The sequence below is a fragment of the Rhodococcus sp. RD6.2 genome (assembly GCF_001040705.1).
Taxonomy (GTDB): Bacteria; Actinomycetota; Actinomycetes; order Mycobacteriales; family Mycobacteriaceae; genus Rhodococcus_G.
The window spans coordinates 717,690-733,061 of the sequence record NZ_CVQP01000001.1 but is presented as its reverse complement, the minus strand read 5'-3'; the positions used below and the strand labels follow the sequence as shown (position 1 = coordinate 733,061).

Annotated in this window: 8 protein-coding genes; 3 read left to right on the top strand and 5 right to left on the bottom strand. The window is 69.4% G+C overall.

The window, feature by feature from the left end:
* Positions 1-21 precede the first annotated feature (21 nt).
* The 3 genes from RHCRD62_RS03260 to RHCRD62_RS03250 all read left to right on the top strand — a co-directional run bounded on the left by RHCRD62_RS03260 (position 22) and on the right by RHCRD62_RS03250 (position 8,417).
* Positions 22-3,816, top strand: a complete 3,795-nt coding sequence (locus tag RHCRD62_RS03260; protein WP_050063184.1) for an ABC transporter ATP-binding protein — start codon at positions 22-24, stop codon at positions 3,814-3,816.
* A gap of 130 nt (positions 3,817-3,946) precedes the next feature.
* Complete coding sequence (locus RHCRD62_RS03255) at positions 3,947-7,690, top strand: multifunctional oxoglutarate decarboxylase/oxoglutarate dehydrogenase thiamine pyrophosphate-binding subunit/dihydrolipoyllysine-residue succinyltransferase subunit (protein ID WP_050063183.1); 3,744 nt, start codon at positions 3,947-3,949, stop codon at positions 7,688-7,690.
* A 25-nt stretch (positions 7,691-7,715) separates the two neighbouring features.
* Positions 7,716-8,417, top strand: a complete 702-nt coding sequence (locus RHCRD62_RS03250) for an AAA family ATPase (RefSeq protein ID WP_253277189.1) — start codon at positions 7,716-7,718, stop codon at positions 8,415-8,417.
* Between the two features lie 9 nt (positions 8,418-8,426).
* Here the strand turns inward: RHCRD62_RS03250 and RHCRD62_RS03245 are convergent, their stop codons facing one another.
* From RHCRD62_RS03245 to RHCRD62_RS03225, 5 genes are all read right to left on the bottom strand, one after another.
* Positions 8,427-9,566, bottom strand: coding sequence for an LLM class flavin-dependent oxidoreductase (locus RHCRD62_RS03245; RefSeq protein WP_050063181.1), 1,140 nt, complete (start codon positions 9,564-9,566; stop codon positions 8,427-8,429).
* A 151-nt stretch (positions 9,567-9,717) separates the two neighbouring features.
* Entirely contained in the window at positions 9,718-10,974 is a 1,257-nt protein-coding gene (locus RHCRD62_RS03240; RefSeq protein WP_050063457.1) for an RNA polymerase sigma factor, read from the bottom strand.
* Positions 10,975-10,978: 4 nt separating this feature from the next.
* Complete coding sequence (locus tag RHCRD62_RS03235; RefSeq protein ID WP_050063180.1) at positions 10,979-11,338, bottom strand: YciI family protein; 360 nt, start codon at positions 11,336-11,338, stop codon at positions 10,979-10,981.
* Between the two features lie 124 nt (positions 11,339-11,462).
* Positions 11,463-14,261, bottom strand: a complete 2,799-nt coding sequence (locus RHCRD62_RS03230) for a DUF5682 family protein (RefSeq protein WP_216596606.1) — start codon at positions 14,259-14,261, stop codon at positions 11,463-11,465.
* Positions 14,258-15,370, bottom strand: a complete 1,113-nt coding sequence (locus tag RHCRD62_RS03225; RefSeq protein ID WP_050063179.1) for an ATP-binding protein — start codon at positions 15,368-15,370, stop codon at positions 14,258-14,260. The genes RHCRD62_RS03230 and RHCRD62_RS03225 overlap by 4 nt, the downstream gene beginning before the upstream one ends.
* Positions 15,371-15,372: the final 2 nt, after the last annotated feature.

The following is a 15,372-nucleotide window of genomic DNA, read 5'->3' as shown; positions in this document are numbered from 1 at the left end:
CGAGGTTTACGGTGGGAAGCAATGGCTTCCACCACGAATCACCCCGGCTGGATCCGGCGGCTGACCGCCGAGTGCTGGCGGCACCGATCACTGACACTCGGTGCCCTGGCGGTCACCATGGTGGCGGCGGTCATCGACATCACCTTCCCGTTGCTGACGCGGACGGCCGTCGACGACGCGAGCGCGGGCATCACCGACGGCATCGCCGCGATCGCGGCCACCATCGCCGCCCTCGGTGTAGTCCGCTTCGGCTGCCAGTTCGGACGGCGAATGCTCGCGGGCCGGCTGTCCCTCGACGTCCAGCACGACCTTCGGCTCGGACTGCTCGCGTCTCTGCAGCGACTCGACGGCGCCGGCCAGGACCAGATCCGCACCGGCCAGGTGGTCTCGCGCTCCATCACCGACCTGCAACTCGTCCAGGGCCTCCTCGCGATGGTGCCGCTGTCGGCGGGGGCGCTGCTGCAGTTCGTGCTCACGCTGGTCGTGATGGCCTGGCTGTCGCCGCTGCTCACCGTCGTCGCGCTCCTCGTCGTGCCTGCTGTGTCGCTGGTGGTGTGGCGGATTCGACCGACCCTGTTCGCCGCGACCTGGTCGTCGCAGCAGCGTGCCGCCGACCTCGCCCAGCACGTCGAGGAGACGGTGACGGGTGTGCGCGTCGTCAAGGGGTTCGGGCAGGAGACCCGCGCCGTCGGCAGGCTCGAGACACTCGGTCGCACCCTCTACGCGGAGCGCATGCGGGCCGCGCGCATCAATGCCCGCTTCACCCCGACGATGGCGGCGCTGCCGCAGTTGGGGCTGGTCGGGGTCATCGCGCTCGGCGGGGTACTCGCACTGAACGGCGTCATCACGATCGGCACGTTCCTCGCGTTCGCCACCTACGTCTCGACCATGTCGAGCGTGACGCGGTTGCTGTCGTCGGTCGTGATCACCGCGCAGATGACGAGGGCCGCCGTCGAGCGGGTCCACGAGGTGATCGACACCGAACCCGGTGTCGCGGATCCACCACACCCGACACCGCTGCCGGACGGACCGCTCGGTGTCCGGATGCGCGATGTCACCTTCGGATTCGACGCGGACCGCCGCGTACTGGACGGGTTCGACCTCGACATCGCACCGGGCGAAACCCTCGCCGTCGTCGGCCGCGCCGGATCCGGCAAGACCACGCTGTCGCTGCTGCTGCCACGGTTCTACGCACCGAGCGCGGGCAGCGTCGCGCTCACCGTCGGTGGTCGCGCCCACGACCTCGCGACGCTGAGTGCCGATCAGCTGCGCGAGGCCGTCGGGCTCGTGTTCGACGAGCCGTTCCTGTTCTCCGACACCGTCTCCGCGAACATCGCACTTGGTAGGCCCGACGCGAGCGCCGAGGAGATCCGGACCGCGGCACGGATGGCCCAGGCCGACGAGTTCATCGCGGGCCTCTCCGACGGCTACGACACGGTTGTCGGCGAACGGGGCCTGACACTCTCGGGCGGGCAGCGGCAACGTGTCGCACTGGCCCGGGCGCTGCTCGTCGATCCGCGCCTGCTGATCCTCGACGACGCGACGTCCGCGGTCGACGCCGCCACCGAGGCCGCGATCTTCGACGCTCTTCGGGACCGCCGGGACCGCACCACCCTGATCCTGGCGCACCGCCGTTCGACGCTCTCGCTCGCCGACCGGGTCGCGGTACTCGACGGGGGCCGCGTCATCGACACCGGCACCGTCGCGGAACTCGACGACCGCTGTTCCCTCTTCCGGGAACTGCTCGCCGACCCCGAGGTCGACGCCGAACCCGAGCCCGTGCCTGCCCCGATGCCCGCGGCGGAACCGGACCCGTCGCGACTGTGGCCGGACACCGTCCCCGGCTTCGCGTTCGACGCCGTCGTCACCGACGCGGTGCCGAACCGGAGTCTCACCGCGGGGGCCGGCCGCGGCGGCGGACTCGGCGGCCGTGGTGGACCGACGACGATGGGAGACGTCGCCGCCACTCCGGAACTGCGCGCCGCAGTCGCCGAGCTGCCACCCGCCACGGAACAACCGGGCCTCGACGACGCCGAATTGCGTCGCCCTCACACGGAATTCAGGCTGACGTCGATCCTGCGACCTGTGCGCTGGATCCTCGTCGCGGTCATGGCGTGCCTGGCCGTCGACTCGCTCATCGGCATCGCGTTCCCGTCGATCGTCCGCTTCGCGATCGACCACGGCGTCACGCCCGATGATCCCGCCGCACTCTGGTCGGCGACGGCGGCCGGAGTCGGCCTGGTCGCGGTCGGCTGGGCGGTCGTCGCGGTCATGACCGTGATCACCGCACGCGCCGGTGAGAAGGTGCTCTACGGACTGCGCGTGCGCAGCTACGCGCACCTGCAACGACTCGGCCTCGACTACTACGAGCGCGAACTGTCCGGCCGGATCATGACCCGCATGACGACAGACGTCGACGCGCTGTCGACGTTCCTGCAAACGGGTCTGTCAACCGCCGTCGTCAGTGTGTTGACCGTGGTCGGGATCTCGGTGGCGCTGCTGCTGACGGACGCGGTGCTCGCGCTCGTCGCACTCGCGGCCGTGCCACCCCTCGCGGTGGCGACGCTGGTGTTCCGGAAGGTGTCGTCGACCGCGTACACGGTGTCGAGGGAGAGGATCTCGGTGGTCAACGCCGACTTCCAGGAGAACGTCACCGGACTGCGGGCGGCCCAGGCCTACCGCAGGGAGGACTTCGCGGCGCAGCGGTTCGCGGAACGCGCGGACGACTACCGCCGGGCCAGGATGCGCTCCCAGACCGCCATCTCCCTGTACTTCCCGCTGATCACGCTGCTGTCCGATCTTGCCCTCGCGGCGGTGGTGTACGTCGGCGCGACGCAGATCGCGGACGGCCACACCACGGCCGGAGTCCTGGTGGCGTTCGTGCTGTACCTCGGGTTGCTGTTCGGTCCGATCCAGCAGCTCTCCCAGGTGTTCGACGGGTACCAGCAGGCCCGCGTCGGGTTGCGTCGGATCGGCGATCTGCTGCGCACCCCGAGCTCGATCGAGACCGCCGCAAGCACCGACGCGACGGCGATCGAAGGCCATCTGGCGGGAACGGTCGATTTCGACACTGTGACGTTTCGGTATCAAGGTGCTGACACCGATGCACTGGACGCCGTGAGATTGCGAATCGAGCCGGGCACCACCGTCGCCCTGGTCGGCCGCACCGGCGCGGGCAAGTCCACGGTCGTCAAACTCCTCGCCCGCTTCTACGACCCCACCGCGGGCGAAGTCCGGGTCGACGGCGTCGACCTGCGGCGTTACCCCCTCCACGAGTACCGCGGCCGACTCGGGGTGGTTCCGCAGGAAGCACACCTGTTCTCGGGGGACGTCGCCTCGAACATCGCGTACGGCCGGCCGGACGCCACCCGGGACGACATCACCGCCGCCGCCCGCGCCGTCGGCGCCCTCGACACCATCGCAGCGCTGCCCGGCGGAATGCTCACGCCGATCGGCGAGCGCGGGCAGGGGCTGTCCGCGGGGCAGCGGCAGCTCGTCGCGCTCGCCCGCGCCGAACTCGTCGACCCCGACCTGCTGCTTCTCGACGAGGCGACCGCGACCCTCGATCCCGCCACCGAGCGCACCGTGCTGGACGCCGGGAGCAGGCTGACCCGCAGGCGCACCGCGGTGGTGGTGGCGCACCGTCTCGCCACCGCGGCACGCGCGGACGTCGTCATGGTGGTCGACCGCGGACGCATCGTCGAGATCGGATCGCACTCGGCACTGCGTCACACCGGCGGACCGTACGAGGAACTGTGGCAGGCGACGCTCGACCGCGTGGGGAATAAACGTGTCGCCGAAGCTGTCCTCGAATAGGAGAGCTGAATGTGCCCCAGTGACGCAGCTCACTCGTATCGCGCCCGGTGCGCAGGCGTCACGCCGGGGGACTAGCCTCGAAGTACATGCGCCGTTCGGGGACAAGAGAGAAACGAGGCGAACACCTGCCGTGAGCAGCAGTTCTACGTCACAATTCGGACAGAACCAGTGGCTTGTCGACGAGATGTACCAGCGCTTCCAGGATGATCCCTCATCCGTGGACGCGAGCTGGCACGAGTTCCTCACCGACTACAAGCCGGAAGCGCCGGCCGCGAACGGGCAGATCCCCGTGACCGCCGCCGCTACCACCACCAGCAACGGATCCGCCACCAACGGTGCCGTCACCGCACCGGCGCCGGCCGCCGCCCCGCCGGTCGCCACGCCCGCTGCGACTCCGCCGCCCGCTCCGGCCCCGACTCCCCCGGCCCCCGCGGCTGCCAAGCCCGTCGTGGCTCCGGCACCGGCCGCGAAGCCCGCCGCCGCGAAGCCCGCGACCACCGCCTCCGAGCCCGACTCGAAGGTCCTGCGTGGCGCTGCCGCCGCGGTCGCGCGCAACATGTCCGCCTCGCTCGCGATCCCCACCGCCACCAGCGTGCGCGCCATCCCCGCGAAGCTGATGTTCGACAACCGGATCGTCATCAACAACCACCTCGCCCGCACGCGCGGCGGCAAGATCTCGTTCACCCACCTGCTCGGCTACGCGATCGTGCAGGCGGTCAAGGCGTTCCCGAACATGAATCGGCACTTCGCCGAGATCGACGGCAAGCCGAACGTCGTCACCCCCGCGCACACGAACCTCGGTCTGGCGATCGACCTGCCCGGCAAGGACGGCAGCCGCGCGCTGGCCGTCGCCGCCATCAAGGGCACCGACGAGATGAACTTCGTGCAGTTCTACGGCGCGTACGAGGACATCGTCCGCCGTGCCCGCGACGGCAAGCTGACCGCCGAGGACATGTCCGGCGTCACGATCTCGCTGACCAACCCCGGCGGCATCGGCACCGTGCACTCCGTGCCGCGCCTCATGCAGGGCCAGGGCGCGATCATCGGTGCCGGCGCGATGGAGTACCCGGCCGAGTTCCAGGGGTCGAGCAACGAGAAGATCGCCGAGATGGGCGTCGGCAAGCTGATGACCCTGACGTCGACCTACGACCACCGGATCATCCAGGGCGCCGAGTCCGGCGATTTCCTGCGCACCATCCACAACCTGCTGATCAGCGACGAGTTCTACGACGAGATCTTCCACTCGCTGCACATCCCCTACGAGCCGGTCCGCTGGCGTCAGGACGTGCCGGAGGGCTCGGTCGACAAGAGCACCCGCGTACTCGAGCTGATCGCGGCGTACCGTCACCGCGGCCACCTGATGGCCGACACGGACCCGCTGCAGTTCGTCAAGGACAAGTTCCGCAGCCACCCCGACCTCGACGTCACCACCCACGACCTGACGCTGTGGGACCTCGACCGGGAGTTCAACGTCGGCGGCTTCAACGGCAAGGACCGCATGAAGCTGCGGGACGTGCTGTCGATCCTGCGCGATGCGTACTGCCGCCACATCGGTGTCGAGTACACGCACATGCTCGACCCCGAGCAGATGAAGTGGCTGCAGGAGCGGGTCGAGGCCAAGCACGTCAAGCCGACGGTCGCGCAGCAGAAGTACGTGCTGAGCAAGCTCAACGCCGCCGAGGCCTTCGAAACCTTCCTGCAGACCAAGTACGTCGGCCAGAAGCGCTTCTCGCTCGAGGGCGCCGAGTCCGTGATCCCGATGATGGACGCCGTCATCGACCAGTCCGCCGAGCACGCACTCGACGAGGTCGTCATCGGCATGCCGCACCGCGGTCGCCTCAACGTGCTCGCGAACATCGTCGGCAAGCCGTACTCGAAGATCTTCACCGAGTTCGAGGGCAACATGAACCCGGCGGCCGCCCACGGCTCCGGCGACGTGAAGTACCACCTCGGCGCCGAGGGCACCTACATCCAGATGTTCGGCGACAACGACATCAAGGTCTCGCTCACCGCGAACCCGTCGCACCTCGAGGCGGTCGACCCGGTCCTCGAGGGTCTGGTCCGCGCCAAGCAGGACATCCTCGACAAGGGCGAGGGCGGTTTCACCGTCCTGCCGCTGATGCTGCACGGCGATGCGGCATTCGCGGGCCAGGGTGTCGTCGCGGAGACGCTGAACCTGTCGCTGCTGCGCGGCTACCGCACCGGCGGCACCGTGCACATCGTCGTCAACAACCAGGTCGGCTTCACCACGGCGCCGGAACACTCGCGTTCGTCCGAGTACTGCACGGACGTCGCGAAGATGATCGCGGCACCGGTGTTCCACGTGAACGGTGACGATCCCGAGGCCTGTGTGTGGGTTGCCCAGCTGGCCGTGGACTTCCGTCAGAAGTTCAACAAGGACGTCGTCATCGACATGATCTGCTACCGCCGCCGCGGCCACAACGAGGGCGACGACCCGTCGATGACGCAGCCGGCGATGTACGACCTGATCGACACCAAGCGCAGCGTCCGCAAGAGCTACACCGAGAACCTGATCGGTCGCGGCGACATCTCGCTCAAGGAAGCCGAAGACGCCCTGCGCGACTACCAGGGTCAGCTGGAGCGGGTGTTCAACGAGGTCCGTGAACTCGAGAAGTTCAAGCCGGAGCCGTCGGAGTCGGTCGAGCTCGACCAGACCCCGCCCGCGCGTCTGCAGACCTCCGTCGACAAGGAGACGCTCGCCCGGATCGGCGACGCGTTCGTCAACGTCCCCGAGGGTTTCACCGTGCACCCGCGCGTCAAGCCGGTCATCGAGAAGCGCCAGGAGATGTCCCGCGAGGGCAAGATCGACTGGGCGTTCGCGGAACTGCTGGCATTCGGCTCGCTGGTCGAGCAGGGTGCGCTCGTCCGTCTGGCCGGGCAGGACTCGCGTCGCGGCACGTTCACGCAGCGGCACTCGGTGCTGATCGACCGCAAGACGGGCGACGAGTACAACCCGATCTCCCGGGTCGCGGCGGACGCCGACAATGGCGGCAAGTACATGGTCTACGACTCCGCACTCACCGAGTACGCCGGTGTGGGCTTCGAGTACGGCTACTCGGTCGGCAACCCCGACGCCCTGGTGCTGTGGGAGGCGCAGTTCGGCGACTTCGTCAACGGCGCGCAGACCATCATCGACGAGTTCATCTCGTCCGGCGAGGCCAAGTGGGGTCAGCTGTCCGACGTCGTGCTGCTGCTGCCGCACGGTCACGAGGGTCAGGGCCCGGACCACACCTCCGGCCGCATCGAGCGCTTCCTGCAGCTGTGCGCGGAGGGCTCGATGACGGTGGCGGTGCCGTCCACCCCGGCGTCGTACTTCCACCTGCTGCGTCGCCACCACCTCGACGGCATCCGTCGTCCGCTGATCGTGTTCACGCCGAAGTCGATGCTGCGCAACAAGGCCGCGGTCTCGGACCTCGCGGACTTCACGACCGGCAAGTTCCGCTCGGTGTTCGAGGAGCCCACCTACGAGACCGGCGGCGGCGACCGCAACGCGGTCAAGCGGGTGCTGCTGGTCAGCGGCAAGCTGTACTGGGAGCTGCTGGCACGCAAGCAGAAGGACGGCCGCGACGACGTCGCGATCGTGCGGATCGAGCAGCTGTACCCGCTGCCCGCCCGCCGTCTGCGCGAGACCCTCAAGCAGTACCCGAACGCCACCGAGTTCCGCTGGGTCCAGGAGGAGCCGGCGAACCAGGGTGCGTGGCCGCTGTTCGGCCTGGCCCTTCCGGAGCTGCTTCCCGAGGTGCTGAGCGGCATCAAGCGGATCTCGCGTCGCGCCATGTCGGCGCCGTCGTCGGGTTCGAGCAAGGTGCACGCCGTCGAGCAGCAGGAGATCATCGACGAGGCGTTCCGCTGAACGCCTGAGTGATCCAGTGCTTCCACTGAGCCGGGTCGAGTTCGCTCCACAGGAGCGGTTCGACCCGGCTTCGTGGTATCTGGAGGTCCCCGCGATCGCCGAACTGTGCCGTCGCGGCATCGAATTCACCAGTCCGGTGACGGTGATCGTCGGCGAGAACGGGGCCGGGAAGTCGACCCTGGTCGAGGCCGTCGCCGGCGCATGGCAGGCCGGGTTCACCGGTGCGCAGGACTTGATGTGGTCGGCGGGTGGCAGCGCCGAGGACACCGACCTGCCGTGGCACCTGCGGTGCGTCGGCGCCCGACCACGTCCGCACGGCGGCTGCTTCCTGAGGGCCGAGTCCATGCACGCGATGTTCTCCGCCGCGGACGCCAACCGCATCCGTGTCTCCGATCAGGGCTTCAACGAGCTGTCGCACGGGCAGTCATTCCTGCACTACGTCGCCGAGCGGCCGGTCGGCGTGGGCCTGTGGATCCTCGACGAACCCGAGGCAGCGCTGTCGTTCCAGTCCTGCCTGGCGTTGCTCGGCGTCATCGGCGACCTCGTCGCGGAGGGCTCACAGGTGATCATGGCAACGCACTCCCCAGTCCTCGCGGCCTGCCCCGGAGCCGAGATATGGGAGCTGACCGAGGACGGCATCGAGCACGCAGCCTGGCCGGAACTCGACCTGGTCCGGAGCTGGCGGTCGTTCCTCGACGCGCCGGATCGCTTCCTGCGGCACCTGTGACGCGACCCGTCACAGCCGCTTGAGCGCCCGCAACACCTTCAGGAACGGACCCGCCGTGAGCATGCCGGCGCGCACGCTCGTGTGGCACATCGGCCCGGCGTTCAGCAGGACGGGGTAGCGCAGTCCGTGATCGTGCCATTCCGCGAACTGGTCGAGGATGTCGGCAGGCGTCCCGCAGATGGCGCACTCCCGAAGCAGCGATTCCGGAACCTGGTTCGCACAGGCGAGCGCCTGCTCCTCGCTCAACGTCTGCGGCAGGAGATCCTGCACGCCACTGAAATTCGCACCCATCGGATGCTCGGCGCCGTGCCGAGCCCACACGTCGGCGGAGACGCACAGCGCGAGGACCCTTGCGCCCACGGACCCGAGCATCTCGTCGGCCTCGGCGCGGGAACGTGCCGGGGCGACCGCGAACCATCCCGCAGGCGTGATCGCGTCCGGGGACCGCCCCGCATCCGATGCGGCCGTCCGTATCCGCGTCAGCTTCGCGCCGTAGTCCTTGGGTCGCTGCGGAAACCCCGGGAACCACGCGTCCGCATACCGGCCCACAGACCGGAGCATCCGGGAGCCGTGCGCGCCGATCCAGATCTGGGGCCGGGTCCCGCGGTGCGGCGGGACGTCGAACACCGCGTCGCGCAGTGGGAAGAAGTCCGAGTCCCGGCTCACCGGCCGTCCACCGGAATCCCACAGCAGCCGAATCGTCGCCAACGCCTCCTCGAACCGGGCAACCGGCTTCGACCATTCGACTCCGTAGGGCTGGTTTCCCTCCCGCTCTCCCGGTCCGATGCCGAGAATGGCCCGGCCACGGGTCAGCAGATGCAGGGTCGCGGCGGCCTGGGCGGTCACCGCCGGATTGCGGCGACCGCTGTCGGTGACGCCCACCCCCAGTCTCAGCCGTGAAAGTCGGTTGCGCGCCGCCAGGTATCCGAGCGCGGTCCACGGCTCGTAGTAGCCGTCGCCGCGCTGCACCACGCGGGCGACGGCCATGTGCCGTGGTGCCCAGATCGACGCGGGCACGATTCCGATCAGATGGTCCGGAAGCCACATCGAATCGGCGCCCGCCGCCGTAGCGAGCAGTCGGCTCGCGCGCAGCAGGGAGTCCGGAGCTCCCCGCGGGTGAAGCCCCATTTCCACGATTCCGGTTCGCATGATGTCGCACTCCTTCGAGCACGAGCGCCGCGCCGTGTGCCGACGCCGGTCCGTCGTGCCCTTCCGACTCTGCTCCGGGGTCGTCGGCCGGGCGCGAGTAGCGGACTACCCGATATCCGCCCGACGAGTCGTGTACTCGGACCAATCCAGGTCAGTCACCGCGCTCGACCTCCCGCAGACGCACTCGCAGGTGGTCCCGCTCTGGGTCGGTGCCTGCCAGTTCGAGGGCGTCTCGGTAGGCCACGGCGGCCTCGGTGTTCCGGCCGAGCCGGGCCAGCAGCTCCGCTCGGGCCGCCGGGTACGGGTGGTGGCCGCGCAGCTGCGCGTCCCCTGCCAACGTGTCGAGCAGCTCCAGCCCGGCCTCGGGCCCGTCCTGCATCGCCACCGCGACCGCGCGGTTCAGCTCGACGATCGGCGACGGCGCCAGCGTGCGCAGCACGTCGTACAGCGCGACGATCTGCGGCCAGTCCGTGCCGGGGACGTCGGGCGCCTCGTCGTGCAGGGCGGCGATCGCGGCCTGTACCCCATACTGCCCGGCCGGACGACCGGTCAGTGCGGTGACCACCAGCCCGGCACCCTCGTCGATCATCGCGCGATCCCAGCGGCCCCGGTCCTGGTCCGCCAGCAGCACGAGTTCGCCGCCGCTCCCGGTGCGGGCCTCCCTCCTGGCGTGGATGAGCAACATCAGCGCGAGCAGTCCCGTCACCTCGCCTTCCTCGGGGAGCAGGCGGTGCAGGATCCGCGTCAGCCGGATCGCCTCCTCCGCGACGTCGGGGCGCTGCAGGTCCGGTCCCGCACTGGCGACGTACCCCTCGGTGAAGATGGAGTAGAGGACCCGCAACACCCCCGGAAGCCGACCGGGCAGCTCGTCCGCTCCCGGCACCCGGAAGGGTATTCGCGCGAGCCGAATTTTCTTCTTCGCCCGCACGATTCGCTGCGCCATCGTCGCTGCGGGAACCAGATACGCCCGAGCGACCTCCGGAGTCGTCAACCCCGCGAGGCACCGCAGGGTCAGGGCGCCGCGATCCTCCTCGGGGAGTGCGGGATGAGCGCAGGTGAAGAACAGTTGAAGCCGCTCGTCGGGCAGGCCCCCGTCGGCATCGGCAGGCGGCGCCGGATCGGCGCGGTCCGCCTCGACCTGCAGCACCGCCAGCCGCGCCGCGTAGGTCTGGTCGCGGCGCAACCGGTCGACGGCCCGACGCCTCGCCGTGGTCACCAGCCAGGCACCGGGCTTGGTGGGGACGCCGTCGACCGGCCACCGCACCAACGCGACCTCGAGCGCGTCGGACGCGACCTCCTCCGCCAGGTCGAGGTCACCGAACCTGCGGACGAGGGTCGCGAGCAGCCTGCCGTACTCCTCACGGAAGACGGCTTCCACGGATGCCCGCGCCCGCGTCTGCTCGGCCATCGGGTCAGCCGAAGTCGGCGACCGGACGGACGACGACGGTGCCGCCGCCACGGGCACCCGGGCAGCGCGCCGCCCAGTCCAACGCGACGTCGAGATCGGGGACGTCGATGACGTAGAACCCACCGAGCACCTCGCGGGACTCGGCGAACGGCCCGTCCGTCGTGATCGTGCGCTCCCCCGACGCGTCGACCCGAACGGCGGTGGCCGTGACGAGGTCGGCGAGGGATTCACCGGAGACGAAAATCCCCGCGTCGTGGACCTGCTTGTCGTAGGCCATCCAGTCCGCGGGCGTGCAGTCGGCCGAGCCGCCAGCCTGCTCGTCGATCTGATCGGCGGCTGCGTTGATGAGCATCAGGTACTTCATGGTTCGACTCCTGTCGTGTCCGTGAGCGTGCGGCGGTTGCCGTACACCATGACGACGAACGAGATCCGGCCGAATCGACCGGCCCTGTCGAAAACTCTCCCATCCCGACCGTAGACCGGCCGGATCACCGCGCGGCCAGGAGCGCCTCCAGTGCCGCGGCCGTCGCGGGGTGCTCGGTGAGGAGGCCGACGCTGCGGGACGGTTCGGAGTCCTGCGCCCACGCGCCGTCGTAGCCGAGCAAATCCGCGGCAGCGTCGCACGTCGCGGGGTGTGCCGCGAGCAGGGCCACCCTCTCCCCCGCCGCGGCGCGCACCGGGACGGCCTCGCTCTGCAACCACGGCGGAATCCACGCGTCGAGCGCGGGTAGTGCGGCGGGGAACGTGCGGGCTGCCTCGCGGGTGAGCCGGGGCGCCAGGTGCGTCCCGCTCTTCCGGAGAGTGGTGATCAGGGTGGGCAACCACGGGATCAGCACACCGTCGGGCAGCCGCGCGAAGGCGGTGGAGACGGCTTCGACCACGAAGTCGACGAGACCGGGGACCGGGTCGAGTGCGTGGACGAATCCACTGAGGTAGCGCGGATACGCGGGCAGCGTCAACAGATTGGCCAGCAGGTCGTCACATCGGTCACGCAGCTCCGCGCGGGTCAGCTCACCCAGCTGAATCTGTGCCGCCCACAGCAGGGCGATCCGGCTCGGCTCATCCGGATGCGACTGCCGGACAGCCAGTTCCAGCTGGCTGCGGTCGCAGCCGAGGGAGAGGGCGAGCGACTCCATGCCGAACAGGAAGCCGAGCATCGCGGCCACCTGCGGTGCGGTGGCGTCCTCATCGGTGAAAGCGGTCGGCAACAGGGTGCAGTAGTGCGCGTAACCGGCCTTGACGAACGCCTCGATCCACGCCGGAAGCACGGGGTCGGCCGTGCGGTGGTACGCGAGCAGACGCCGGATCCGAACCAACACCTCCGGCGCGCCCTCCACCCCGCGTTCCGTGGACAGCGCCTCGAGCGCGCGGGCGCCCAGCTCACCGGCGAGACGGGGACTTCGCAGGTACAGCGTCGCGTCCTCGACCGTCCCCAGAACCACCGCAGCGGTCGCGCGGGGGTCGTGGGCCGTGCGCCGCAGCCGCTGCTCCAGCACCTGTTCGATGCTGACACCCTCGTAGCCGAGTTCGATCAGTGCCCGCTGGTGGGTACCGAGCGCCAGATCCCAGGACTCCTGAATCGGCCGCTCCCCCAGCCTCCGCTCGCCCATGATCGGGCGGGCCGCTCCGTGCGGCATCAGGTACCGGAGCATCCAGAGCAGGTCCGAGCACCGTTCCAGCTGCGGGTTCGCGGCGATGTCGAGCAGGGCCCGGCGCACTCCGCGCTGCTGCAGCGGCAGGTTCAGCGGGGCCAACCTGTCGTGAACGTCCCGGGCGAGCGGCGGCAGCGCGTCGTAGCCGACCCGGCCGACCCGGTCGCCGCCCATCATGATCTCGACGAGTCGCCGCACGTCGCGGCGCCCGGGAACCACATCCTTCTCGATGCAGGTGATCGCCGCGTCCTGGAAGTCGTACGGCGTCGGCTTCGCGCGGTCACGCATACCGGCCAACAGGATCGACGTCTCGAACACCGCGATGGCGTCCGCCGTGGATGCCAGATAGCCGTTGCGACGTGCGGCGCGCACGATCTCGACCGACCAGCCGAGCAGTTCGGTCTCGTCGAGATGGTCGAGCGCCGGCGGACGCTGCAGGAACCCGGTGAGCGCATCCGCGGGGACCGCGTCCGGGATCGGAGCCGGAAGCTCCTTCTGCGGAACACGTTTCGTCCCCGCCTGCCCATCGAGGCGGAACGGACGGACGCGCGTTCGCTTCACGTTCTTCGCCCACTCGGTCGCGGCGATCGACACCGAGCCGCCCGCGAGGCCGAACTGCGCCTCGATCGCGGCGTGACTCGACGGGATGAGTCCGTGCTGCCACACGCTTCCGCTCGGCGGGGAGATCTCGAAGGTGTCGGTGCCCTCGACGCCGAACTCGGCCACCCTGCTGGCGGCGTGGAAGGCGCCGCACACGTACAGGCAGTCCGCGGGGTCGGTGCCCGTCGCGGCGAGGTGCTCGCGCATCCGCGTCCACATGTACCGTTCCCGGTCCTCGTCGACCCGGACGCTGCGCGCGTCACCGGGGGCGAGGCGCCGGAACAGGCTGCCGATCAGCGTCATGACCTGCCGGTACGTGTCGTGGTCACTGTCCCCGAGCGGCACCTCCACGTACTGGTGCCACCACTCCGACCAGTGCCGCACCTTCCCGTGCCGCAGCAGGTGCTCCTCGAGTTCCGCGAAACGCGGTCGCAGGTCGCCGATCTCGATACCGATCGCATCGCCGTGCAGGACCGCCTCCTCCTCGGGCGGCGCTGCGTCGGGGTCCGATTCGGCGCTCTCCTCCGGCGGAGTGTCGCGGGGGCCCCACTGGAAGACGTGGTCGGACGATCGGTCCACCAGCACCAGTTCGACGCCAGGGGTGTCGAGTGCGTAGGCGATCGCCTGGTACTCGGCCGACGCCTCGGTGATGGGGGCAACCACCGACAGCGGCGCCCAGTCCTGCGGGAACCCCACGACCTCGGTCGCGAAGGCCTGCACCGCGACCGGCAGCCGGCAGTTGCGCAGTTCCGTCAGCAGCGGCGCCATGTCCTCGCACAGCTCCAGGTACACCACCTTCGGCTGCTTCTCCCGCAGACGCCGCGCCATCGCGATGGCCGAGGCCGGTGAGTGGTGACAGACCGGAAAGATCTCCAGGGGCTCCGCGACCGCCCGGTCGACGTCGTCGACGATGCCGAGGAGGATTCCGGACAGTGCATCGGAACCTCCCGCGAAAGCGTCTGCAGCGCTCCGTAACTGGGTGCGGAGCGCATCGAACTCCCCCCGAACGTCCGGAACGTCGATCGACCCGGTCACGACAGAGTGGCGATGGTGTCGCGGCCGCCTTCGAGGAACTCCGGCCACTGACCGCCCTCGTCCTTGCTACGCGGCTCCACCACCCCGTGCAGGTACTTGTTGAGGATCGCGAGATCCTCCGGCTGGCGCCGGGCCAGCGACCCGACGAGCGATGACGCCAGTGTGCGGGCGGACAACTCGCTGTCGCCGAAGAAGTTGCTGTGCAGGATCGCGTCCTCGAGGACGCCGATCTGCTCGGCGGTGGACAGCGCGGACTCCAACTTCTCGTCGTCGCTGCCCGCGGCGGTCGCGGCGGCACGCAGGTCGGCGAAGCTACGCAGCAGCACGTCGAGGAGCGTCGGAGGAACGTCGAGTTCGATCTCGTGGCGGCGCAGGAGCTCCTCGGTACGGAAGCGGACGATCTCGGTTTCGCTCTTCTTGTTGGTCACCACCGGGATCCGGACGAAGTTGAAGCGCCGCTTGAGGGCCGACGAAAGGTCGTTGACGCCGCGGTCGCGACTGTTGGCGGTCGCGATGATCGAGAAGCCGGGCTTGGCGAAGACGATGTTGTCGCTGTCGAGTTCCGGCACCGAGATGTACTTCTCCGACAGGATCGAGATGAGGGCGTCCTGCACGTCGCTGGTGGAACGGGTGAGCTCCTCGAACCGGCCGATCGCGCCGGTCTCCATCGCGGTCATGATCGGCGACGGGATCATCGACTCCCGTGACTGTCCCTTCGCGATGACCATCGACACGTTCCACGAGTACTTGATCTGATCCTCGGTGGTGCCCGCGGTGCCCTGCACCACGAGCGTCGAGTTGCGGCTGATCGCGGCGGCCAACAACTCGGCGAGCCAGCTCTTTCCGGTGCCCGGGTCGCCGATCAGCAGCAGTCCACGGTCGGACGCGAGGGTGACGATGGCGCGCTCGACGAAACTGCGGTCACCGAACCACTTCTGGGCGATCTCGCGATCCAGTCCGTCGGAACGGTCGGAGCCGAGGACGAACAGCCGCACCATCTTCGGGGACAGTCGCCACGCGAACGGTTTGGGGCCGGTGTCGATGGACTCGAGCCAGTCCAGCTCCTCGGCGTATTTGTGCTCGGCGGGGGCGCGCAGCAGGTCGGACATGT

Bases quoted from the DNA above. Each gene is read 5' to 3' on its own strand.
- RHCRD62_RS03260 (WP_050063184.1), top strand. From the start codon at position 22: ATGGCTTCCACCACGAATCACCCCGGCTGGATCCGGCGGCTGACCGCC.
- RHCRD62_RS03245 (WP_050063181.1), bottom strand. From the start codon at position 9,566: ATGCGAACCGGAATCGTGGAAATGGGGCTTCACCCGCGGGGAGCTCCG.
- RHCRD62_RS03240 (WP_050063457.1), bottom strand. From the start codon at position 10,974: ATGGCCGAGCAGACGCGGGCGCGGGCATCCGTGGAAGCCGTCTTCCGT.
- RHCRD62_RS03235 (WP_050063180.1), bottom strand. From the start codon at position 11,338: ATGAAGTACCTGATGCTCATCAACGCAGCCGCCGATCAGATCGACGAG.
- RHCRD62_RS03225 (WP_050063179.1), bottom strand. From the start codon at position 15,370: ATGTCCGACCTGCTGCGCGCCCCCGCCGAGCACAAATACGCCGAGGAG.